Source organism: Halomonas sp. LC1 (assembly GCF_030247125.1).
In the GTDB taxonomy this organism is placed as follows: domain Bacteria; phylum Pseudomonadota; class Gammaproteobacteria; order Pseudomonadales; family Halomonadaceae; genus Vreelandella.
Window position 1 is genome coordinate 42,148 of sequence record NZ_JASSPG010000001.1, and the last position, 22,674, is coordinate 64,821.

General features: G+C 58.4%; 23 protein-coding genes and 4 tRNA genes. 14 read left to right on the forward strand and 13 right to left on the reverse strand.

What is annotated here, in order from left to right; translation table 11 throughout:
* Positions 1 to 151 precede the first annotated feature (151 nt).
* Both QIT27_RS00170 and QIT27_RS00175 read left to right on the forward strand, forming a co-directional pair.
* Positions 152 to 4,129 (forward strand): putative bifunctional diguanylate cyclase/phosphodiesterase, encoded by a 3,978-nt coding sequence (locus QIT27_RS00170; RefSeq protein ID WP_285262550.1) that lies wholly within the window; start codon positions 152 to 154, stop codon positions 4,127 to 4,129.
* A 173-nt stretch (positions 4,130 to 4,302) separates the two neighbouring features.
* Positions 4,303 to 4,473, forward strand: a complete 171-nt coding sequence (locus tag QIT27_RS00175; RefSeq protein ID WP_167520872.1) for a hypothetical protein — start codon at positions 4,303 to 4,305, stop codon at positions 4,471 to 4,473.
* 58 nt (positions 4,474 to 4,531) lie between these two features.
* On the opposite strand, the gene QIT27_RS00180 is transcribed toward QIT27_RS00175, so the two are convergent.
* The 8 genes from QIT27_RS00180 to grxD all read right to left on the reverse strand — a co-directional run bounded on the left by QIT27_RS00180 (position 4,532) and on the right by grxD (position 10,553).
* The gene (locus QIT27_RS00180) at positions 4,532 to 4,990 is read right to left on the reverse strand and encodes a YcgN family cysteine cluster protein (RefSeq protein WP_253017322.1); all 459 of its coding nucleotides are present in this window, start codon (positions 4,988 to 4,990) and stop codon (positions 4,532 to 4,534) included.
* Between the two features lie 39 nt (positions 4,991 to 5,029).
* Complete coding sequence (locus tag QIT27_RS00185; RefSeq protein WP_159341721.1) at positions 5,030 to 5,602, reverse strand: acyl carrier protein phosphodiesterase; 573 nt, start codon at positions 5,600 to 5,602, stop codon at positions 5,030 to 5,032.
* Between the two features lie 31 nt (positions 5,603 to 5,633).
* Positions 5,634 to 5,927, reverse strand: a complete 294-nt coding sequence (locus QIT27_RS00190; RefSeq protein ID WP_253017318.1) for a YcgL domain-containing protein — start codon at positions 5,925 to 5,927, stop codon at positions 5,634 to 5,636.
* The gene (gene rnd / locus QIT27_RS00195) at positions 5,924 to 7,057 is read right to left on the reverse strand and encodes a ribonuclease D (protein WP_285262551.1); all 1,134 of its coding nucleotides are present in this window, start codon (positions 7,055 to 7,057) and stop codon (positions 5,924 to 5,926) included. Before rnd ends, QIT27_RS00190 begins: the two co-directional genes overlap by 4 nt.
* Before the next feature lie 53 nt (positions 7,058 to 7,110).
* Positions 7,111 to 7,716 (reverse strand): recombination mediator RecR, encoded by a 606-nt coding sequence (gene recR / locus QIT27_RS00200; protein ID WP_159341718.1) that lies wholly within the window; start codon positions 7,714 to 7,716, stop codon positions 7,111 to 7,113.
* Positions 7,717 to 7,719: 3 nt separating this feature from the next.
* The gene (locus QIT27_RS00205; protein ID WP_044630130.1) at positions 7,720 to 8,046 is read right to left on the reverse strand and encodes a YbaB/EbfC family nucleoid-associated protein; all 327 of its coding nucleotides are present in this window, start codon (positions 8,044 to 8,046) and stop codon (positions 7,720 to 7,722) included.
* 49 nt (positions 8,047 to 8,095) lie between these two features.
* On the reverse strand, positions 8,096 to 10,042 hold the full coding sequence (gene dnaX / locus QIT27_RS00210) for a DNA polymerase III subunit gamma/tau (protein WP_285262552.1): 1,947 nt from the start codon (positions 10,040 to 10,042) through the stop codon (positions 8,096 to 8,098).
* Between the two features lie 160 nt (positions 10,043 to 10,202).
* Positions 10,203 to 10,553 (reverse strand): Grx4 family monothiol glutaredoxin, encoded by a 351-nt coding sequence (gene grxD / locus QIT27_RS00215; RefSeq protein WP_159341716.1) that lies wholly within the window; start codon positions 10,551 to 10,553, stop codon positions 10,203 to 10,205.
* 217 nt (positions 10,554 to 10,770) lie between these two features.
* On the opposite strand from grxD, the gene argF reads away from it, so the two are divergent.
* The gene (gene argF, locus QIT27_RS00220; protein ID WP_285262553.1) at positions 10,771 to 11,691 is read left to right on the forward strand and encodes an ornithine carbamoyltransferase; all 921 of its coding nucleotides are present in this window, start codon (positions 10,771 to 10,773) and stop codon (positions 11,689 to 11,691) included.
* A gap of 93 nt (positions 11,692 to 11,784) precedes the next feature.
* Here argF and QIT27_RS00225 read toward each other — a convergent pair.
* Positions 11,785 to 11,860, reverse strand: a tRNA-Ala gene (locus QIT27_RS00225).
* A gap of 174 nt (positions 11,861 to 12,034) precedes the next feature.
* Here QIT27_RS00225 and uvrY point away from each other — a divergent pair.
* The 7 genes from uvrY (at position 12,035) to nadB (ending at position 17,373) form a co-directional block, all read left to right on the forward strand.
* Complete coding sequence (gene uvrY, locus QIT27_RS00230; protein ID WP_139525612.1) at positions 12,035 to 12,685, forward strand: UvrY/SirA/GacA family response regulator transcription factor; 651 nt, start codon at positions 12,035 to 12,037, stop codon at positions 12,683 to 12,685.
* 46 nt (positions 12,686 to 12,731) lie between these two features.
* Positions 12,732 to 14,546, forward strand: coding sequence for an excinuclease ABC subunit UvrC (gene uvrC / locus QIT27_RS00235; RefSeq protein WP_285262554.1), 1,815 nt, complete (start codon positions 12,732 to 12,734; stop codon positions 14,544 to 14,546).
* A 99-nt stretch (positions 14,547 to 14,645) separates the two neighbouring features.
* Positions 14,646 to 15,194, forward strand: a complete 549-nt coding sequence (pgsA, locus tag QIT27_RS00240; protein ID WP_159341713.1) for a CDP-diacylglycerol--glycerol-3-phosphate 3-phosphatidyltransferase — start codon at positions 14,646 to 14,648, stop codon at positions 15,192 to 15,194.
* Positions 15,195 to 15,293: 99 nt separating this feature from the next.
* A tRNA-Gly gene (locus QIT27_RS00245) sits at positions 15,294 to 15,368 on the forward strand.
* Positions 15,369 to 15,394: 26 nt separating this feature from the next.
* Positions 15,395 to 15,468, forward strand: a tRNA-Cys gene (locus QIT27_RS00250).
* A gap of 39 nt (positions 15,469 to 15,507) precedes the next feature.
* Positions 15,508 to 15,594: transfer RNA gene (locus QIT27_RS00255), tRNA-Leu, on the forward strand.
* Positions 15,595 to 15,786: 192 nt separating this feature from the next.
* On the forward strand, positions 15,787 to 17,373 hold the full coding sequence (gene nadB, locus QIT27_RS00260) for an L-aspartate oxidase (RefSeq protein ID WP_285262555.1): 1,587 nt from the start codon (positions 15,787 to 15,789) through the stop codon (positions 17,371 to 17,373).
* A 4-nt stretch (positions 17,374 to 17,377) separates the two neighbouring features.
* Here the strand turns inward: nadB and QIT27_RS00265 are convergent, their stop codons facing one another.
* Positions 17,378 to 17,776: a hypothetical protein gene (locus QIT27_RS00265; RefSeq protein WP_253017306.1), complete on the reverse strand. Its 399-nt coding sequence runs from the start codon at positions 17,774 to 17,776 to the stop codon at positions 17,378 to 17,380.
* Positions 17,736 to 18,029: an FAD assembly factor SdhE gene (locus QIT27_RS00270; RefSeq protein WP_159341711.1), complete on the reverse strand. Its 294-nt coding sequence runs from the start codon at positions 18,027 to 18,029 to the stop codon at positions 17,736 to 17,738. The genes QIT27_RS00265 and QIT27_RS00270 overlap by 41 nt, the downstream gene beginning before the upstream one ends.
* A 222-nt stretch (positions 18,030 to 18,251) precedes the next feature.
* Here QIT27_RS00270 and QIT27_RS00275 point away from each other — a divergent pair, with 222 nt between their 5' ends.
* From QIT27_RS00275 to lapB, 3 genes are all read left to right on the forward strand, one after another.
* Positions 18,252 to 18,548, forward strand: a complete 297-nt coding sequence (locus tag QIT27_RS00275) for an integration host factor subunit beta (RefSeq protein WP_139525607.1) — start codon at positions 18,252 to 18,254, stop codon at positions 18,546 to 18,548.
* A gap of 98 nt (positions 18,549 to 18,646) precedes the next feature.
* Positions 18,647 to 18,952 (forward strand): lipopolysaccharide assembly protein LapA domain-containing protein, encoded by a 306-nt coding sequence (locus QIT27_RS00280; protein WP_159341710.1) that lies wholly within the window; start codon positions 18,647 to 18,649, stop codon positions 18,950 to 18,952.
* Positions 18,953 to 20,146, forward strand: coding sequence for a lipopolysaccharide assembly protein LapB (gene lapB / locus QIT27_RS00285; protein ID WP_285262556.1), 1,194 nt, complete (start codon positions 18,953 to 18,955; stop codon positions 20,144 to 20,146).
* Here lapB and pyrF read toward each other — a convergent pair whose 3' ends face one another.
* Positions 20,147 to 20,848 carry an orotidine-5'-phosphate decarboxylase gene (gene pyrF, locus QIT27_RS00290; protein WP_253017304.1) on the reverse strand — a complete coding sequence of 234 codons (702 nt, stop codon included), beginning with the start codon at positions 20,846 to 20,848 and terminating at the stop codon, positions 20,147 to 20,149.
* Between the two features lie 273 nt (positions 20,849 to 21,121).
* Between pyrF and QIT27_RS00295 the strand changes: the two genes are divergently transcribed.
* Positions 21,122 to 21,406 carry a ComEA family DNA-binding protein gene (locus QIT27_RS00295; RefSeq protein ID WP_159341707.1) on the forward strand — a complete coding sequence of 95 codons (285 nt, stop codon included), beginning with the start codon at positions 21,122 to 21,124 and terminating at the stop codon, positions 21,404 to 21,406.
* A gap of 66 nt (positions 21,407 to 21,472) precedes the next feature.
* On the opposite strand, the gene prpF is transcribed toward QIT27_RS00295, so the two are convergent.
* The gene (prpF, locus tag QIT27_RS00300; protein ID WP_285262557.1) at positions 21,473 to 22,651 is read right to left on the reverse strand and encodes a 2-methylaconitate cis-trans isomerase PrpF; all 1,179 of its coding nucleotides are present in this window, start codon (positions 22,649 to 22,651) and stop codon (positions 21,473 to 21,475) included.
* Between the last annotated feature and the right edge of the window lie 23 nt (positions 22,652 to 22,674).

The following is a 22,674-nucleotide window of genomic DNA, read 5'->3' on the forward strand; positions in this document are numbered from 1 at the left end:
GCCTGCCTCCTTTTAACGCTGTCGTTAAAATATGGCGGGTTACGACCTAATGCGCCTTGCCAGCCCCTTACTTCGCTGAGATTATTCGAACGCCACCCGGCTTGGCGACAGCCAGTCTGATTCTCTCCCTGCTTTAGATGATTCCTGCCTAATGGATGTAAACAACCGTGAGCTAGCGTTACAAACGGGCCTACTCATGCTGCTAACCACCACCGTTATCATCGGTGGCGCTAGCCTAGTATTCGGCGTCGTTCCCAGCTTGCCTCAGCCTCAGGCGCTGGCCGTCCTGCCCGACAGCTCGCTGGTCATTCTGCTCTCAGGCCTTGGCTTGAGTGCCGTCATGGCCAACGCTCCGCGCTGGCGGCGCATCGCAGGCCTTGCCCTATTGATATTGGCGTTTTACACGGCAGTGCATAACGTCATCGCAGGCAACACCGGCGTCTCCTGGCTCACCGGCCAGCCCAGACTTCCCACTCAAGCCGCGCCGACCTTACTGCTGGCGGCCTTCTGTTTGTGGGTAGGCCCCCAGGGCACTTGGCAGCGTCGCGTATGGCAAGTGGGTGGCATCGTGCTGTGGGGCATTGGCAGCTTGACGCTGCTCTATCAGGCGGGCCTTCCACTGCCTAGATGGTTCCCCCGTGCCAGTGCGCTGTTACCGGGGCTACTGTGCTTCTCGTTTGGTTTGGCCATGATCATGGTCAGCCGACACGTGCCGCATTTGGCGACCTCCCTGAGCAAAGCCGCTGTCGCCGCAGGCATCGTGGGGGTGGCGCTGAGTATGAGCGCGTGGTTTTTGATCAGTTGGAATCAACACGAAACGACCCGAGCCGAAGCACACAATACGCTCGCCAGCGTAACGACCAGTATCGAACGAACGTTCAACTCTCGCACCATCGTACTCGAGCGTCTCGCCGAACGCTGGCAAGACGTTTTCGAAGACGAGGCGTCCCGCCAACGGGAAGTCGCTCGCTACTGGAACGACTATCCCAGCATCCTGGCGCTGGCCTATTTCAACCCCTTGGCCCGGGACGTTTGGCGCCGCGCTCAGCAGGGCCGCGATCTTTTATGGCTGGATGATCAGCTCGTTAGCCTGCCGGTATTACGCTGGCTCAATCAACAGCAGCAATCCGTCCAGTGGCTCTTTCCTGATCCCGAGCGTCCCGATATCGCCCTGCTGGCGTTGAAGCCTTCCGTCGAGCAGCGCTACCAACTCGTGGCAGTTATCGATATCGCTTATCTGCTGGCCAAAGAGACCCAGATTGCAGATCAAGCCTTCACGCTTTCGATCAGCCATCCCGATGGGCATATCCTCGCTCCAGGCATCGCGCCTGGAGTGCCAGAAGCGTTACAGGAGAGCACACCGCTCAGTGAGCAGCACCTGGGGTTACCCGGCGGAGCTGCGCTGCATTTGAGCCTTTGGCCGCCCCCTTCCTCCGTGTTCGAGCTGGCCAATTTCATTGCCGCCGGTATTGGCGTGGCGGGCCTGCTGCTCACCTACCAGCTAGTCCTGAGCCTGGCGTTGATTGCCGCACGGGCACAGCGCACGCTGGAACTTGCCAAAGCCAAAGAGGCACTGGAGGACCAGCACCGCATTCAGGCCATGATTGCCCGCGACGAGCCGTGCAGCGCCACGCTATTACAGATTTGCCGACTGTTGGAGCAACAAAGCCCCCATTGCCACACCGCGATATGGCGACTGGACAACGCTGCGTCCTACCGAGTGGAGCTGCTCTCCTGCAGCCTTCCCTTTGCCTTGCAGGAATCCATGCCCTTCAACGAGAGCCTCATCACCTTGGCGACCGAGCTGCATCAGCAAGGAGAGATGGCGGCGAACTTGCCGATAACCCCCAGCGCGTCGACGGCGTTTAGCCAGATGGCCGCCCAGTACGGCTACGTTAGCGCCACCGTTCATATACTAAGCAGCGGAGAGGCGCTGCCGTTAGGGGCGGTAGTCTTGCTGTCGAAACAGGACCAGCCCTTATCAGGCCACCGCGCACTCGAGGTAGAGTCATCGTTGCTACCTAGCGCGCTGCGGCTAATGCGTCTGGCCATCGAGCGCTATAACCATCAGCAAACGCTACAAGACAGCGAGCAGCGCTTTCGTTCACTGTTTACCCAAAACCCGGACGGCGTGTTTTCGCTGGATGTCGACGGCTACTTCCTCAGCGTGAACCAGTCGCTGCTGACCCTGCTGTCCATGAGCGAAGCCGATATTATCGGCCAACACCTGTACAGCCTGCTGCCGACTGAACAGCGCGAGCCGATCAATGAGGTTTTTAGCCAAGCCCTCACCGGCGTATCACAGCGCTTCGAGATCGAACTGCCCAGCCAAACGGGCGAGCTACATTTCGTCGATATCTCGTTTCTGCCGACCGTGGTCATGGAAACGGTGGTCGGCGTGTATGGGGTGGTGAAAGAGATGACCGCACTGCGCTTCAATGAAGCGCAGCTGCGCATTTTTCAACGCAGCCTAGAGGCGAGCAGTAACGGCGTCTTGATTTGTGAGGCGCAAAACGACGATTTCCCGATCATTTACGTCAACCCAGCGTTCGTAGAGATCACCGGCTACGACTTTGATGACGTGCGGCACCGAAACTGCCGCTTTTTACAGGGGCCGGATACCGACCCCAAACAAGTGCAGGAGATTTGTGACGCGCTTCTTCAGCAGCGGGACATCAGCTTGACGATTCGCAACTACCGCAAGGATGGTCGCGCCTTCTGGAACAACGTCTTTATTTCTCCGGTACGGGCGCAAGACGGGCAGGCCACGCATTTCGTCGGCATCATCAACGACATCTCCGAGCGCAAAGATCACGAAAACGAACTGGCCTTTCATGCAACGCACGACGCGCTCACCGGGCTTGGCAACCGAGCGCTATTCGAAGACCGTTTGCGCCATGACGTCGATCTCGCCAAACGCCACCGTCAGCAGCTAGCGGTGCTGTTCATCGATCTGGACGAGTTCAAGCCGATCAATGACACGCTGGGCCATGCGGTGGGCGACCAAGTATTGATCAGCGTCGCACGGCGCTTGGAAGAGGTGATTCGCCCCTCGGACACGCTCTGCCGCTTCGGCGGCGATGAGTTCGTACTGCTGCTGCCCGACTTGGACGCGCCGCATCAGGCCCAAGAGGTGGCCGAGCGCTTGCTCCTGGAGCTGGCCCAGCCCTATCGTATTGATCGCCATGAACTCTACCTCTCCGCCAGCATTGGTATCGCATTGAGCGATGAGGGCCTGGAAAACCCTGCGGCGCTCCTGCAACAAGCGGACATGGCGATGTACAAAGCCAAACAGCAAGGGCGCAACACGCTACAAACTTTCACCCACGACATTAATCAAAAGCTGACGCAGCGCGTCACGCTGAGAAACGACCTGCAAGAGGCCATCACACAGGAGCAGTTCGAACTCCACTATCAGCCGCTTCTGGGTCGAGCGGGCGATATCCGAGGGTTCGAAGCGCTCGTGCGCTGGAACCACCCCGTCAAAGGGCCGATATCGCCTGCGCTGTTCATTCCCATTGCCGAAGAGACGGGACAGATCATTGGCTTGAGCCAGTGGGTCATGGAGCGCGCCGCCAAGGATTTCTTACAGCTGCAGCCGCTGCTATCGAGCGACTGTCGCATGGCGGTCAACCTCTCTCCCATGCAGTTTCATCGTCCTAGCTTTTTAAGCTCGCTACGCAAAACGCTGGAGGTCACGGGATTACCGCCGACCGCCCTTGAGCTAGAGCTGACCGAGGGCATTTTGATGAACGACACCGACGCCGCCATCGATACGCTGCACGCCCTGCGCGGCATGGGCATCAGTATTGCGATCGACGATTTTGGCACGGGGTTCTCGAGCCTTAGCTATCTGCGCCATCTCCCCATCGACAAAATCAAAATCGATCGCAGCTTTATCCTCAATATCGAAGACAACAGCAAAGATGCCGCCGTCGTGCAAGGCATCATCGCCCTGGCGCACCATCTGGAACTCAACGTGGTTGCCGAGGGGGTAGAAACCCGCCAACAGGAGCAGCAGCTCCTCTCGCTGGAGTGCGACGTGCTACAAGGGTATTTGTTCGCCAAGCCCATGCCGTTCGACGCCCTCACCCATTGGCTAACCGAGCGTGGCACCCGCCAACATTAAGCGATGACATCGGTGAACGAGCAGCGCCTAGGCGCTGCTTTTTTGTTGGCGAGCACGGCCCCACCATATTTTATGAAAACATTTTCCATAAAAACTTCACAGCGTGCCTTTTTTACGCCATACTAGCCATAAGTTGTATATACCAACGTCTAACCATTTTGACGAGGCACATCATGAGCTATGAAGAGAAGTTTCTGACCATCTGGGACGCACCGGCCACCAACGCGGCGCAAAAAAAGGCCAAGCAAAACGTTCAGCAACGTTCCAACACACCGCAGCCCTCGACGCTGAAAGAAGCGTTCTTGACGATTTGGGACAGCACCAAAAGTAAAGCCGCCAGCTAACCCAGAGGGCAGCGAGCGGCTTCATGGCCAAGGATGGCAATGCCACACGGGCGTCCCATCACGTCATCGGAATCACGGCAATGATGTGCTCTTCGAGGTATTTTTCTGGCACCTCATCTTGCGACACGGCAAATCCACGTACGCTGACCCCTTTACGGTGCACCCGCTCGGCATCGTTACTCAACAAGGGGTGCCAACCTGCCAGCTTACGCCCTTCCGCTACGCGTCGATAACCGCAGGTGTGGGGCAGCCAAGTAAACTCCTTGACCAGCGCGGGGGTTAGCTGCGTACAATCCGGCACGCTGTCAAAGCGGTTCTCATAATCACTGCACTGACAGCTATGAGTATCCAACAGTCTGCAAGCCACGTTCAGAATGGCCAGCTCTTGCGTCTCGTCATCGTGCAGCTTGAGCAAGCAGCACTGGCCGCAGCCGTCACACAGCGCCTCCCATTCGGGCTGGGTGAGTTCTTCCAGGGGATAGCGTTCCCAGAAGCGCTCGCGTAGCGCGGTTTCCATCTCTCGTCACCTCGGTTAACCATAGCATCGTTGAAGGTGTCAGCGTGCGTCACCCTGACTGGTGAGCTCGGCACGACATTCGCTCCATAGTCGACTGAAATCTTGTTCCAACGCGGCGTAATCTTCGCGCAACCAAGGGACGAGCTCGGCCAAGCGATTAGCGCCTGATAGCCGCTGCCCAATCCCCGATACCGCGCGGCACGTAAAGTCGAAATCCGCATAGCGGCGTAGCCAGTCCTGCTCGATCAGGATCGGCATCATCGTCGACAGGCGCTGTGGTGCGGGCCAAGCAGTCAGTAGACGATAGCAGCGCTCGACCAAGGCGTGTTGCTCTGTGCCTGCATGCTGGCGGGCAATAAAGTGGTCCCAAACGATATCCAGTGCAATACCCGCGTAACGCCGTTGCATCTTCGGGGCGCGCCGCTTGGCCAACAGGACACTAGGGTGCTGATCTACCCAGGCATCGACCCGTCGATGATGGCGAATACCGCTTGCTACGCTGGGCGACCACGCCGAGAGATCACTGCCCTTCACCCCATCGGCGATCAAGTTACCGTACAAAAAACCATCGTTTCCTGGCTGTGCCAGCCATGCGTGGGCCAGAAAATTCATGGTAAAGCCCCCCGACGGCGCCTTCGTCCGTTCACGAGCGGTCTGCGGACTGCGCCCGATGAATGTCGAGTAAATAGGGCTCTTTGGCAGGCGGCATTTGCAGGTAAAAGCCCTGCTCGTCAATGGCCGCCATGACATCCGCCGCCTTGACGCGGGCAAGCGTCTTGTCCTCGGTCAGGATCATGGTCAGCACAGGCACCGGCTTACCAAAGGTGTCCATCAGCGCATCCGGCACGCTCTCTATGCCCTTACGCTTGTCCACGTACAGGTACATTTCGTCTTTGCGTGAGCTTTTGAAAATCTCACAAAGTAACTTGTCGCTCATAAAGAGGCCTCCTCGAGCGCTTGGTGAATCGCCTGGGTGAGGCAGTGGCCACGCCAGCCGCCGAGCTCCGTCAGCGGCTGCTCGGCAAGCCGCTGCATCACGAGCGCTTCGATATCCCGGCGTCGCAGCAACATTTCCGGGGCAATATTCAACGCGGACGCCTGTTCGGTCACGACCCCTTTGATGGCCTTGAAGCGGCGCTTGAACGCAGGCTGCATGGGGTCCGGCCAGCGCGCAGGCAAGTCACTCTCAGGGCAGAGTTGCGCCTGCTTAACGAGGGCCAGCAAGGCGTCGCCCTCTTTCTTGACCAGCGGCGGTTTAACACCCTCGACCTCGGCCAACTCATAGCGGTTTTTCGGCATCTTTTCCGCCACGGCAAACAGCAGCTTATCGCTCACTAACCAGTTACGCGGCAGGTCGCGGCGGCGCGTTTCGCCTTCGCGCCAGATGGTCATCAACCGGTACGCTTCGAGCTGGCGGGGCGACAGCCGCCACAGCTGACGCTGGCGAGTATACCACTGACCATCGCTTTCGACGCTGCGACCAGCCTGTTCGATCAGGCTTGCGCATTCACTCTCCAGCCAGTCACGACGCCCCAATGCGTCAAGCTGTTCCGCTTGACGCTGCCACACTTTGAGCAAGTAAATCACATCGAGGGCGGCGTATTCACATTGAGAGGGCGTCAACGGACGTTCCAACCAATTGGAGCGCGTCTCTTCCTTGGGAAGCGTTTCTCCCATCCAATGTTCGACCAGCTTTTGGTAGCCCATCCCCGGGTTTTCACCCAAAAAGGCCTGCGCTACTTGGGTGTCTACCAGCGGCGTGGGCAGCACGCCTGCCCAGTGCTGGAACACCTCCAAATCTTCACTGCAGGCATGCAGTAGTTTCACCGCGCTATTTTGCAACAGCGCTTTGAACGATGCCGTACAGGGGGTGGCGAGCGGATCGACCAAATAGGCGACGTCATCGCTGGCGAACTGGATCAGCGCAGGTACAGGGAAGAAGGTATTCTCGCGGAAAAACTCGGTATCGAGGGCAATGACGCGGGCACCGGCCACCTTTTCGCAGGCGGCGTCCAATGCCTCGGCATTATCAATCCATTGATATAAAGAAGAGCTTGAAGAGGACAAAGCAGTTTTCCGGGTTGGCACAACCGCATCAGCGCTTGCGTTTCTTATCAGTGTTAGTCGCCAGCAAAGGGTTGGCGACCGTTAAAGGCGCGGCTAAGCGTGCCGCCATCGACATACTCCAGCTCGCCGCCCATGGGGACACCGTAGGCGAGGCGCGAGAAAGAGACACCGTAATGCGCGAGCTGTGAAGCGATGTAGTGGGCCGTGGCCTCGCCCTCTACAGTGGGGTTGGTGGCCAATACCACTTCACGGACGGTGCCCTCTGCGACGATGCCTTCGAGCACATCGAGGCCGATGGCCTCGGGTCCAATACCGTCGAGCGGCGAAAGATGGCCATGCAGCACGAAATAGCGACCTTGGAAACCGCCGGCCTCTTCGACCGCTAGCTGGTCTGCGGGGGATTCGACGACGCAGAGCAAAGCGTCGTCTCGGCGCGGACTCTCACACAGCGCACAGATCTCTGCCTCGGTCAGCGTTCGACAGCGTTGGCAGTAACCGACCTCTTCAATCGCCTGCTGGATCACCGCTGCCAGGCGCTGGCCGCCTGGGCGCTCGCGCTCTAACAAATGCATGGCCATGCGTTGGGCCGTTTTCGGCCCAACGCCTGGCAGCACGCGAAACGCGTCCATCAATTGCTCGACAAGCGGGGAAAATCGCATGATTTAGAAGGGCATCTTAAAGCCGGGTGGCAGGTTCAGGCCAGCCGTTGCTTCTTCCATCTTCGCCTTGGAATTGGCCTCCACCTTGCGAACGGCGTCGTTGACGGCGGCCGCTAACAGGTCTTCCAGTAGCTCTTTATCTTCTTCCAGTACGCTCGGATCGATGGTGACATCGCTGACGTCATGGCGACCGTTCATGGTGATCTTGACCATGCCAGCGCCCGCTTCGCCATGCACTTCCGCTTTGGCGACTTCTTCCTGCACGCGCTGCATCTTTTCCTGCATCTCTTGGGCTTGCTTCATGATGTTGCCCATTCCGCCTTTGAACATGCGGTGTTCTCCTCAAATATTGAAACGAATATTGGGTCGCCGTTAGCCGTTACGAACGCGACGCTGGCGTGGGTTTGACACTGGACTCAATTAGCGTAGCCCCAAACGCCTGCTGTAACTTCTGAATATTGGGGTCGTGATGCAATAGATCAACCGCCTGTGCGTGACGCTCCTGCTGCTGACGCTCTTCCTGCTGACGGGGCGTCTCGAGCGCTGTATCTAGCTCGGCCACACTGAACTGAACGTTTCTCGCCATGCCCAGGGCCTTGAGCGCTCGCTCGATTCGACCGTTATGCACATCGGCTTGCATGGCCGATTGGCTGGGATCGAGTCGCAGTATCACGGTCTGCCCATCATCGCTCTGCAGTTGACAGTGCGCGGCCAAATTGCGCGTTAGGCCACCCAAACCCAGCGCGTCAAAATGGGCTAACCATGCCGCATGGTCCCAGCGGCCATGCTCGGACACGGAGTCGGCACTGGGCGTCATCGCTGTCGAAGGGGTGGCTGGAGGCTCTGGCTCTGGCTCTGGCTCTGGCTCTGGCTCTGGCTCTGGCTCTGGCTCTGGCTCTGGCTCTGGCTCTGGCTCTGGCTCTGGCGAGAGGGTAGCGGCACTTTCCACGTCTTCAAGCGACCAAGGCGGCGGTGCTTCACTGCTGAGCTCTGGCCGATGCTGCTCAGCCACCTCGACGTGCGTATCGTTGGGTGACGTGGCGGCCTGCACCTCAGCGGGCGCTGGAGGCTCGTCCTCGGCGGCTGCGGGTACAGGCTCAGGCTTTTTTGCGCTTGACTCATCCACCGAGTCAACGGTGTCGGTCGCGGCGTCGGCTGGCGCGCTTGCCTCGGCGGCGGGTTCGCGGCGCAGAGGTAGCGGCGTTGCCGGCGGTTTCGGCACACCCTGGGGGCGGAACGCCAGCATACGCAACAGCGTCATTTCCAAGGCACTGCGCAAATCCGGGGCATGCACCATATCGCCACGCCCTTGAATACCAATCTGGTAATAGAGTTGGATGTCCTCGGCGGTAAACCGGCTGGCCAACTGCTGAATCTGCGCCCGATCTCCATGGCTGTTGTCCACTGCATCGGGCACCATCTGCGCGACGGCCAAGCGGTGGAGGATGGCCGTCAACTCATCCAGCACGGCAGCAAAATCCGGCCCCTGCTCGGCCAGCTGAGCCACTTCCGCCAACAGCTTCTGCACATCCACGTCCGCCAGCGCATCGACGAGCGCGAGCACATGGCGATGATCTAGCGTGCCGAGCATGGCAGCCACATCGGCATGGCGAACGGCGCCTTGGCCAAACGCAATGGCTTGGTCGGTCAGACTCATGGCATCGCGCATGGAGCCCTCGGCGGCTTTGCCCAGTAGCCACAGCGCGCTCTCGTCGTAATCGACGCCCTCCTGCCCCAGCACGTAGGTCAAATGCTCGACGACACGCTCAGGCGGCATATGCTTGAGCGTAAACTGCAGACAGCGGGATAGAACGGTTGCAGGGAGTTTCTGCGGGTCGGTCGTCGCCAGCAAGAACTTGACGTGGGGCGGGGGTTCTTCCAGCGTTTTCAGCAGCGCGTTGAAGCTGCTGGTGGACAGCATGTGTACCTCGTCGATGAGATACACTTTATAGCGCCCTTGTGTAGGCGCGTACTGGACATTATCGAGCAGCTCGCGGGTGTCTTCCACTTTGGTACGCGAGGCAGCATCGACTTCGATCAGGTCGACGAAGCGCCCCTCGTCGATGGCTTGGCAGCTATCACACTGACCACAGGGGGTCGAGGTGATGCCTTCGTCGCCGCGCCCATTCGCCGTGCAGTTGAGGCACTTTGCCAAAATCCGCGCCAAGGTGGTTTTGCCGACACCTCGCGTGCCGGTAAAGAGATAGGCATGGTGCAAACGGCCCTGATCAAGGGCATTGACCAGGGCGCGTTGAACATGGGCCTGGCCCACGAGCTCGTGGAATGTACGTGGCCGCCACTTGCGGGCCAGAACCTGATAGCTCATTGAGCAAAACTTCCTTTGGCGGGCTGACGTTCGATGCGACGCGGCCCATCGTGAGCCGCGTTTGCTAAGAGTAAGCGCTTAGTGATTGCGCACCATTCTAGCGGCTGCACCGCAGCCCGCCAACCGCCCGGCGATGCTCAGGCGCCTTGTGGCGTCACGCTTAGGCGTTTTCGCCACCTTCGGCGGCCGCAGCACGCTGAGCGGCTTCTTTCACCAGCTTTTCCAGCTCGCCGTTTTGGTGCATCTCCATCACGATATCGCAGCCGCCCACCAGCTCGCCTTCGACCCACAGCTGAGGGAAGGTCGGCCAGTTGGCAATTTTCGGCAGTTCTGCGCGGATATCCGGGTTGTCCAGAACGTTGACGAAGGCGAAGCGCTCGCCACAGCTCATCAATGCCTGGACGGTTTGAGCAGAGAAACCACACTGGGGCAGCTGAGGCGTGCCTTTCATGTAGATCAGAATGGGGTTTTCGCTGATTTGACGCTGAATATTTTCGGCAGTGGTGCTCATGATGTGCTCCTAACAAGTGATGTGATCCAAGCCAGTCTACGCAATTCGTCCACTGGCTTTAACCCCATGGCCAGCATTGCAAGGTATGGCGGCCAACGCCAATACCTGAGCAAACTACTCGGCCTTAACGCGTGGCCGCCATTCTACGCATGCTGCTCGCGTTGCGCATCCCCCGCCGCATCGCTAGGATGGTGTTTTTGCGCGGAGAGCAGTCATCATGGCGACACGCCATTTCCTTACCCTGCTGGATTTATCCCCAGATGAGCTGGCTTACCTGATCCAGCGTGCCATCAAGATCAAAACGGACTTGAAAGCCAACGGCCCCGTTTATACGCCCCTGGCTAATCGCACGCTGGCAATGATCTTTGAAAAATCCTCCACGCGCACCCGTGTCTCTTTCGAGACAGGGATGGCGCAGTTTGGCGGCCATGCACTGTTTCTCTCTCCTCGCGATACGCAGCTGGGTCGCGGCGAGCCGATCGAAGATACCGCTCGTGTGCTGTCTGAAATGGTCGACGCCGTGATGATTCGTACGTTCTCCCATGAAGGTTTGGAAACGTACGCCAGCGCCAGCAGCGTGCCAGTGATCAACGCGCTCAGCGACGACTATCACCCCTGCCAACTGCTGGCAGACGTGATGACCTGGACCGAGCTTCGTGGCAGCGTGAAAGGACGTACGGCCGTATGGGTGGGCGATGGCAACAACATGTGCCACTCCTGGATCAACGCCGCTCGCCAGTTCGGCTTCCATTTGCGGGTATGTTGCCCGAAAGGATACGAGCCACGCGCTGACATCATGGAAGCGGCTGGCGACTGCGTCACGCTACTCCACGACCCCAAAGACGCTGCCAAAGACGCTGACCTCATCACCACCGACGTGTGGGCATCGATGGGCCAAGAGGCAGAACAAGCCAAGCGCGAAGCGGACTTCGCTGGATTCCAAGTCACCGAAGCCATGCTCGATACTGCCAAACCCGACGCTCTCTTCCTGCACTGTCTGCCAGCCCACCGCGGCGAAGAGATCAGCCACACGCTGCTAGACGACCCGCGGGCGGTGGTTTGGCAGGAAGCCGGGAACCGCTTACACGCCCAAAAGGCATTAATCGAGTTTTTGCTGCTCGGCAAAGTCGACGCGTAGCACTCCCCCACCCTGCCATGCAGGGTGGGGGCTTCGCATAAAAAACGAACACAAAAAAACGCCGCGTCGTGTATAACGCGGCGTTTTAGAATTTGGTGGAGCCTAGCGGGATCGAACCGCTGACCTCAACACTGCCAGTGTTGCGCTCTCCCAGCTGAGCTAAGGCCCCACGAACTGCAGTAGCCTGCAGCGGGGCGAATAGTAAGTGACAATCTGTACGAGGTCAAGGTTTAAAGTAAACAAGCATCAACTAATTCTCCTTTGCCAAGAGCTGTGGCACTCTATGGATTCGCAGCGTGCGTATCGCCCGAGCCAACGATGATTACCTGCAGGAGCCAGACCCTTGATCAACGTTTTAATTGCCGATGATCACCACCTGGTGAGAACCAGTATTGCTCACCTGCTCAATGAAGAGTGCGATATCAAAATCGTCGGTGAGGTCGATGACGGTGAAAGCGCCGTCACCCAGTGCCGCCAGTTAAAGCCCGACATCGTGCTCATGGACATTCGCATGCCAGGAATCGGTGGACTCGAAGCCACACGGCGCATTCACCGCACCTTGGCCGATGTCAAAGTCATCATTCTCACTGCGCATTTGGAAGATAGCGTACTACGACGGATGCTCGAGGCCGGCGCCTCAGGTTTTCTCAGCAAAGGGGCCGATGCCGTCGAGATGACCGAAGCCATCCGTCAAGTCTTTCATGGCCGCCGCTATGTCAGCCAAGAGATTGCCCAGCGCCTCGCCTTGGCGCACTTCACCGACGAAGACAACCCTTTCAGCCACCTTTCACATCGCGAGTTACAAATCGCGCTGATGATCGTCAACTGCCAACGCGTTCAAGACATTTCCGACCGCTTGCACTTGAGCCCGAAGACCGTAAACACATACCGCTATCGCCTGTTTGACAAGCTACAGGTCGCGACGGACGTCGAGCTCACTCACTTGGCATTACGCCATGGACTGGTCGAGGGCTTTGACGCCATCTTGGGATAGACCTACCATCGCCTCTTCTGATGTTTGAGAGCGCCGATGCCCAGCCATGACTTTTGATGCCAAGCAGTTTTTAAGCTCCGTCAGCTCTTCGCCGGGCGTTTATCGCATGCTGGACGAGGAGCAAAACACGCTTTACGTGGGCAAGGCGAAGCGCCTGAAAGCACGGCTGGCAAGCTACTTCCGTGGCCAGCTCAACGCTAAAACTCAGGCCATGGTGGCGCGTATTGCCGACATCCAAATCACCGTTACCCGCAGCGAAACCGAAGCCCTATTGCTCGAACAGACGCTGATCAAAGAGCTTCGTCCGCCGTACAACATTCTGCTGCGTGACGACAAGTCCTACCCCTTCGTATTCGTCACTGACCGCCACCCCTACCCTGCCCTTGAGTACAAGCGCGCACGTCAGCGGCGTGACGATGGCCGCTATCTAGGCCCCTACCCAAGCAGCGGCGCGGTCAAAGAGAGCCTCACACTGATGCAGAAAATCTTCCGCATCCGTAACTGCGAGGACAGCGTTTTCGCCCACCGCTCTCGCCCCTGTTTGCAGTACCAAATCCAGCGCTGCAGCGCTCCTTGTGTCGACTATATCTCCGAGGAGGAGTACCGGCGGGATGTAGAGCATGCCGTGATGTGCCTTGAGGGTAAGAGCGAGCACGTTACGCAGTTACTGACCCAAGAGATGGAGACCGCCAGCCAAGCGCTCGACTTCGAAGAAGCCGCCCGCCTACGCGACCAAATCCAGCAGTTGCGCCAGCTTCAGCAGCGCCAGTTCGTCGATAATGAAAGCGGCGACGCCGATGTGTTTGCCTTGGCCCAGCGACCTGGCGCGCTAGGCATCTCCATTCTGAGCGTGCGCGATGGCCGCCTTCTAGGCGCCCGGCACCATACGCCGAAAAACGATCTCGACCTACCGCCAGACATGCTACTGACCGAAGTGGTCAGCCAGTACTATTTCGGGCAACCCCATAACGTCCCTGGCGAAGTCATTACCAGCCATCCGCTGGAGGATAGCGCGCTGATTGCAGAGGCTCTGTCTCAACAGGCGGGCAAAAAAGTCAGAGTCGCCAGCCAAGTCCGCGGGCACCGCGCTCAGTGGCAGCATTTGGCCATGACCAACGCCGAGCAGCAGCTCTCGTCGCAGTTAGCCAACAAGACTCAGTTGACGCAACGCTTCGAAGCGTTGCAAAACGCCCTCGGCCTCGAACACGTGCCAGAACGCCTGGAGTGCTTCGATATCAGCCACAGTCAAGGCGAGGCGACGGTGGCTTCGTGCGTCGTCTTCGACCATCAAGGCCCACGCAAGAGCGACTATCGCCATTTTCGCATCGAGGGCGTTGCCGCCGGTGATGACTACGCGGCCATGCAGCAAGCACTCACCCGGCGGTTGAAACGGGTCAAAAGTGGCGAAGCCGTGGCGCCCGATATCCTCATCGTGGACGGCGGCAAAGGGCAGCTCAACATGGCACGCGGCGTGCTGAACGATTTGGCGGTCACCAATATCGTGCTTCTGGGCGTTGCCAAAGGCACTACCCGCAAAGCAGGGCTGGAAACGCTTTTTCTCGAGAGTAGCGACAACCCGCTGCCAATGGATCCAGCGTCGCCAGCGCTGCATTTGATTCAGCACATTCGCGACGAGTCGCATCGCTTTGCCATCGCAGGGCACCGAGCCGCACGAGACAAAGCGAGACGCACCTCTACCTTGCAAGACATTCCAGGCATCGGCCCCAAACGACGGCGTGAACTTTTGCGCTTCTTCGGCGGCCTACAGGGCGTACAAAAGGCGAGCCGCGATGAACTGGCCAGGGTACCCGGCATCAACGCCTCGCTCGCAGAAGCCATTTATACGGCATTGAACGGATAAACTTGTTCTTAACATGGATGCAATGCGCTAAGGGGGATAGAATAACCCGCACATTACACTCCGACTTTCATGATTCTCCGGCAAGGATCGCGCCCTGCGATGAATATACCCAACATACTAACACTGGCAAGAATCGTCTTTATTCCACTACTGGTCGTGCTTTTCTATCTACCGTTTAGTTGGAGCATGCCAGTGGCTGCGGGCTTGTTTGCCCTTGCCTCCGTGACGGACTGGCTGGACGGCTACCTCGCCCGTCGCTGGAATCAATCTACGCCCTTCGGCGCCTTCTTGGATCCCGTGGCGGATAAACTGATGGTCGCCGTGGCCCTTGCCCTGCTTATCGAGCGCTTCGATACGCTAGTCCTTACGCTTCCCGCTCTGGTCATCATCGGGCGTGAAATCGTCATTTCGGCACTGCGCGAGTGGATGGCCGAAATGGGCAAACGTGGCATGGTTGCGGTCTCCTGGATCGGTAAACTGAAAACCACGCTACAGATGATCGCCATTTTGGTGCTTTTGGCTTTCCCACCGGGGCACCAGGTTGCCCTCTTAGGCGTTGTCGTTCTGTACGTCGCCGCCGCGCTGACGCTGTGGTCCATGGCCCAGTACCTAAAGGCCGCTTGGCCACACCTGAGCCGCTCCATGTGAGCGGCTTGATTCAGAGTCGCAAAGTAGCTCTTTGAACCCATTGATAAATTGATTGTTTGACAAGCGCGTGGCGATGCGTATAATTCGCCCTCGAGTCGAGCGGGAATAGCTCAGTGGTAGAGCATCGCCTTGCCAAGGCGAGGGTCGAGAGTTCGAATCTCTTTTCCCGCTCCAATTTGGTTGATACCAATGACTTGTTAGGCTGGATGGCAGAGTGGTTATGCAGCGGACTGCAACTCCGTGTACGCCGGTTCGATTCCGACTCCAGCCTCCATTTTCAGTGTAGCGATGACTCTCATGGCACCGATACACTGCCCGGATGGCGAAATTGGTAGACGCAAGAGACTTAAAATCTCTCGGAGGTAACTCCGTGCCGGTTCAAGTCCGGCTCCGGGCACCATTGATGACTGACTCGAAATAATGAATAGATGACGCTGCGAGATGTTTACATCGACGCGGCTTTTTTTGTGTCTATTCTCCCCTCACTGCCTACCAACCCGCTGATTTTTTTGCGCAAACGCATCGCTTGGGCTATGTCGTCACGCTATCATGCCTCTTCTTACTCTATTCGTGATTGGAAGGAGCGGGCCGAATGAGCACGCTAACATCTGACATCGTGATTATTGGTGGCGGCGTCGCTGGACTGACCTTAGCGTTAGAAGTTGCTGATCATTTGTCAGTTACCCTGGTTCGCCCTGCCCAGGATGACCAAGGCGCCAGTCGCTGGGCACAAGGGGGCATCGCTGCCGTACTATCACCAGATGACCGCTTGGACGATCATATAAAGGACACGTTGATTGCCGGTGACGGCCTGTGTGACGAAGACGCCGTTCGCTTCACCGTGACGCACGGGCCGAATGCGATTCAGTGGCTCATCGACAACGGCGTGCCATTTACTCCCGACCCCGATCCGAATGCCCGCTATCCCTATCACCTCACCCGTGAAGGCGGACACAATGCCCGTCGTATCATTCACGCCGACGACGCGACGGGCCGCGCCGTCGTCAATACCCTGGTGAGCAAGGTCGCGGCGCACCCTCGCATCACTCAGCGCAGTGACATCACCATTGTGAACTTGCTTCAGGATGCTGACGGCCGCTGCATTGGCGCCCAAGGCGTGGACAGCGCCCAACGGGTACAACGGCTTTTCGCCCACCGGACGATACTAGCGACCGGCGGAGCCAGCGGGCTCTATCGTCATACGACAACGCCCTCGCCCAGTAGCGGCGAAGGAGTGATGATGGCCGCAGAGCTTGGTGCAACGCTCTGCAATCTGGAGTTCCAGCAGTTCCACCCAACCTGCCTCTTCGACCCCGATGGCCCCGCCTTTCTCATCAGCGAAGCCGTGCGCGGCGAAGGGGGACACCTGCTCAATGAAGCAGGCCACCGCTTCATGCCCGACCTGGATGCCCGCGCCGAGTTAGCACCAAGAGACGTGGTGGCCCGAGCCATCGATGCGCAAATTCAACGGGGCACACTCGGGCACGTTTGGCTAGATATTCGCCACTTGGGTGAAGCCGCCATACGCCATCACTTCCCAACGATTTTGGCCCACTGCGCCACTCGAGGGATCGACATCATTCGTCAACCGATCCCCGTCGTGCCAGCCGCCCACTATAGCTGCGGCGGCGTTGCCACGAACCATGTGGGGGCCACGCAGGTCGCCAATCTCTATGCGATTGGCGAAACCGCCTACACCGGCTTACATGGCGCCAACCGAATGGCTAGCAATTCGCTACTCGAATGCTTGGTATACGCACGCAGCTGTGCGCAGCACTTATGCGCTTCTTTATCACACCCGCCCAAGACACTGTCGACTGACGTCGTCAAGGCGACTCTTCTACGCCCTGACGCTCCTCTGAACACTCACCAACTACTGGAGTGGCGGCGCGCGATGCGTGGCATCATGAGCCACTACGTCTCCATCGTCAGAAGCGATCATGGGCTGGCGGCCGCCAATGAAGCACTGGCCGCACTAACGAAGGAGTGGGAAACGAGCAACTCAACGAAGAACCACCCGGAGAGCGTGCGTTTCAAGCAGGCACTGACGCTGGCCAAAATGACGGTCATGGCTGCCGCACAGCGCCACGAATCGCGAGGATTGCACTACTCGACCGACTGGCCCAACCGTGCCGTGGATACACGCCCCTCGCAATTAACACTGGATCAGTTGGACTGACGCCTCAGCGACCCGGCCGATGAAAACAGCGGCGCAGCGCGCGTTGATTGGCAGTCGCCGAAGAGTCGGGCCACACCCACAGGCGCTGGGAACCGATGCGCAGACCCACCAGCCAGGGTCCTAAATAGTCGCAGCTGACACCCAGCACCACCCCTGCCTCTCCTGTGCTCTGCAGCCAACTACCTTCCCACTGACCGCCACGCTGAACCAAACGAAGCTCACCGCTCGGCTGAGCTCGATACGCCTTGATGGTCAGCCAGACACCGGCGGCGAGCACCATTGCACCTAGCCAAACGCCTAACGTCCACGCGGCGAGTAACACCAAGCCCGACACCAGGGCGCTTTGTACGCCCATAGCCATTTTAGAGCGTGCGATATGCAGCGTTGTCGGTGGTTTCAGCATGTTCAACGATCATCTGCACGAGGTGGCGCAGCGCCGGATCTTCAGGCCACTCACGGTGCATCAACCACACGAACAAATCTTGATCCTCCTCGTCGATCAACCGCTGGTAAGTCTGTTGCTCCTGCTCGCTCAGCGTATCGAAGCGTTGCTCCAAAAAAGGGATCAACAGCAGATCCAGCTCCCACATACCGCGCCGGGAGTGCCAATAAAGCCGCTTTCGCAGAACGGCAGCAGGGGAAGTATCGTCGCTCAACGTTAGCCTCTCCGAGTAAATGAAATGAAAAGCCAGTATACCGAAGCTGTTGGGTCGCGCCAGCGCCGAGCATCGCCTATGCTGTTATTCAGCTTCGTACTTACTTACCTAGTACCTTGTTTTATCTGAATTGTTTTATGCGGTTATGCGCAGTATGCTGATTTCGAAGTTATCGAGGTCGCATGCGCGTTACGGCCTTTAAAGTTCGCAGGGAGCCAACCGATGACCAAATCTGAACTAATCGAACAAATTGCGATGCGTCAACCGGAGCTATCCGCCAAAGAAGTCGAAACGGCGGTGCGTATTATTTTAGATGATATGACCGATGCGCTCGCCAACGGAGGGCGAGTGGAGATCCGTGGTTTTGGTAGTTTCTCACTCCACTATCGCGAGCCACGCACGGGGCGTAACCCCAAAACCGGTGATCCGGTCGACCTGGACGGCAAGTACGTGCCGCACTTCAAACCGGGTAAGGAGCTGCGTGAGCAAGTCGATGCCAGCCGTGCGCTAGGCTATTAAGCGTCCGAATAGCGCTATCCGACCTTCTGCGGGATGACGCCACGCCCAGACTCAGACACAATAGCAGCATCGTGAACGTCACTGACTAGGAAACTCTCATGCGTTGGATCAAAGGGCTGATTCTGGCCGTTATTTTATTGGTAGTGCTGCTGGTCGGCATTCTGTTTGCCGTCAATAACCAGCAGGCGATTCCCCTGAACCTGATCTGGGCCGAGCTGCCCGCCGTATCGCTGTCCGTGTGGTTGCTGGCCACGTTAGCGGTCGGCGTCATCGTGGGCATGTTGGCCATGCTGGGCGTTTACGTGCGCCTGAAGGCGCAGCTCGCTCGCAGCGAGCGTCACAACAAGCAGCAGCGTAAAGAGCTCGATCGTTTACGTACCCAGGGGTTTAAGGAACTGGCGTAAATGCAGGATGCGGTGCTGCTAGGCGTTCTCTTGGCAGCCATAGCCATCGGCTTTGGCCTGGGGATACGCTATGCCCACCGCCGCCCTCAGCGCCCCGCTCGCCCTCCGGGCCTCTCTCGGGAGTATTTCGTCGGGCTCAACTACTTATTGAACGAGCAGCCCGACGAAGCCATCAAGACCTTCATTCATGCATTGGATGTCAATAGCGATACCGTCGACACCCACATTGCCTTGGGTAAACTGTTTCGTTCACGGGGTGAAGCGGACAAAGCCGTGAGCATCCATCAGAACCTGCTCGCCCGCCCCGCCCTCTCGACTACGACCAACGAAACCATTCAGCTCGAACTCGCACGTGATTTTATCGCCCTAGGCGTGCATGACAGAGCGCAACGATTACTGCGCACTCTGCTGGAACACACCCATCATGAAGGGCTGCGCCTAGAGGCCAAACGGCTGTTGATCGACCTCCTCGAACGGGAAAAAGAGTGGCAGGACGCGTTAGAAGTCGTCCAGCCACTGATGAAACAGCAACCGGCCATGCGTCGCCCCGCTTCTCACTGGCTGTGCGAACTTGCGCAGCAAGAGATCGACCAGTCCAGCCGCGCACTTGCGCGTAAACACCTCAAGAAAGCACTGCAGTTGGATGAACGCTGTGTGCGTGCCACCCTGATGCTGGCCGAGCTGGAGATGGATAATGGCCACTACGCCAAAGCCATCGAGCGGCTCGACCACATTCCACAGCAGGACATTGCCCACATTCCGACCATGCTGCCCGCGCTGCAGCGTGCTTACACTCGCAACGATGACCTACCCAGCCTGGAAACCCATCTGTACAAACTGCTAGGGGAAGCCCCCTATACCAGCGTCATCGTGGCGTTGGGAGCCCTAGTGCATCAACGAGAAGGAGTGGACAGTGCCATCGAACGCACCGGTGAATGGCTGGGCGAGGCACCGAGTTTGGGCGGGCTAGATTACCTAGTGGACCTTTACCTCGAGAGTGAACGACTCGCAGGTAAAGACACACCGGATACGCGACTGTTGCTACTGAAGCACCACACTCACGCCCTGCTGACCGGCAGGCCTCGCCACCGATGCCGACGCTGTGGTTTCAGCAGCGACAGCCTGGCATGGCAATGCCCGAGCTGTCGCCGCTGGGGAACGATCAAACCGATCACTGGCGTCGAGGGCGAATAATCACACGCCGGCAAGCTCTGCCTCGATGGCTGCCAGCGCGGCCATGGGGTCTTCGGCCTGCGTCACCGGACGCCCTACTACCAAGTGAGTGCTGCCCGCCTGCATCGCGTCAGCGGGTGTCATGATGCGCTGCTGGTCGTTCGCCGCGGCAAAGCGTGGCCGAATGCCAGGGGTGACTTTCAAAAAAGCGTTGCCACACTGCGCCTGAATGTGCGCCGCCTCCTGTGCCGAACAGACCACTCCGTCCAAGCCACTCTGTTGCGTCAGGGTGGCCAGTCGCATGACCTGCTCGGCGAGGCTTGCCGTAACGCCGGCCTCTGCCAAGTCCTCCGACTGCATACTGGTCAACACCGTGACCGCAATCAGATGCGTGGTGAGCCGATGGTCGGCAAGCCGCTTGGCAGCCGCTTCCATCATCTTGCGCCCACCCGAAGCGTGTACGTTCACCATCCACACGCCCTGCTCCGCCGCCGCCTGTACGGCACTGGCTACCGTGTTTGGAATGTCATGAAATTTCAGGTCCAGAAACACCTCAAAGCCGCGACCATGAAGCGCTTCCAGCACGGCTGGGCCACTCCGGGTAAATAGCTCTTTACCGACTTTGACGCGGCAACGGGCCGGGTCGAGCTGGTCGGCCATGCAGAGCGCCGCATCGAGTGAAGGGTAATCCAAGGCAATAATCAGGGGGGAATCGGTGGGCACGCGCTTACTCCGTGTTCGTGAACGCTGGTGGACAACGACGTCTTTGACGGGTGATACGCGCTAAGTGTACCAGTCTCACTAAGGGAGCTGTGTAAGCGATTCGCCATCTTCCCGTAGCAAAAGACTTACAAATGCTATCGTTGATCGCTTACAGCGCTTACGTTTTGAAAAGATTAAGTTCATTAAGGCGGCGACCATGAAGGTGACCGCGTTTACTCGCCATCACGTTGAGCACGTGGCTGGCTCCGAAGCACCAAAAAAGGGACATGAATCATGCCAACAACCGTCAAACGCTTTGTTATCGCACTGCTCATCAGCCTAAGCCTGGGCTTGTCCAGTGCCACGTTAGCGCAAACCGTTGCCCCCATTAACGTCAATAGCGCCGATGAAGAGCTGTTGACCGAACTACCGGGTATCGGCCCCAGCCGCGCCGCCGCCATCATTGAAGAGCGCGAAACCAACGGCGCCTTCACCGACGCCGATGATCTGACTCGCGTCAATGGCATTGGGCCTGCCACGGTGGATCGCATGCGCGATCAGGTCACGTTCGACGAGTAACGTGAGCCATCGCCGTGCTCTGCCGCCGCTTGGCACTAGCCAGCGGCGGCAGAATGCCGCCACCGATCAGAAGGTATCGCTGGGGATACGGACCTCACCCTCCATCAATACCCGTGCACTGCGGCTCATCAGCGCCTGATCGATCTGCCAACGCCCATCGACCAAACTGGCTTTCGCCCCAACCCGCAGTGATCCAGACGGATGCCCAAACGTCACCGCGTCACGCTCGACGCTTCCTGCGGCCATATTCACCAACGTGCCTTGAATCGCCGCTGCTGCGCCAATCGCCACTGCCGCCGTGCCCATCATGGCATGGTGTAGCTTGCCCATGGAGAGCGCCCGCACTACAAGGTCAATATCGTCCGCATGGACGGCTTTACCACTCGACGCCGTATAACTGGCCGGGGGGCCTACAAACGCCACTTTAGGGGTGTGCTGACGGCTGGCGGCCTCTTCCACATGGTTAATCAGCCCCATGCGGACGGCCCCATGGGCGCGAATCGTCTCAAACATTGCCAGCGCCTTGGCATCTCCATTGATCGCTTCTTGAAGCTCACATCCGGTATAACCCAACGCCTCGGCATTGACGAACACCGTTGGGATTCCGGCGTTAATCAACGTTGCTTTCAGGACACCAACGCCCGGCACCTCTAGGTCATCGACCACGTTGCCAGTGGGGAAAATCGCGCCCTCGCCGTCGGCAGGGTCCATAAACGCGACGGGGATTTCTGCCGCCGGAAAGGTGACGCCATCCAACTCAAAATCGCCGGTCTCTTGTACCTCACCATCGGTCATAGGCACTTGGGCAACAATGGTTTTCTGAATATTGACCTGCCAAATACGCACTTCCGCGATGCCGTTGTGCGGCACCTTGGCAGGGTCAACTAAGCCGTTGGCGATAGCATAAGGCCCTACCGCCGCGGATAGATTGCCGCAGTTACCGCTCCAGTCCACAAAGGGCTTATCGATGGAGACTTGGCCGAATAGGTAATCCACATCGTGATCGGGCGATTCACTCTTCGAGAGAATCACCGTTTTGCTGGTGCTGGACGTAGCGCCCCCCATGCCATCAATTTGTTTTTCATAAGGGTCGGGGCTGCCTATCACCCGCAGCAGCAGCTTATCCCGCGCCTCACCCGGCACCTGAGCGGCGGAGGGTAGGTCGCTCAGGGTAAAAAAAACGCCCTTACTAGTACCGCCCCGCATATAGGTGGCGGGAATACGGATTTGTGCTTTATGAGCCATGACGCACCTCTTAAACAATAGCC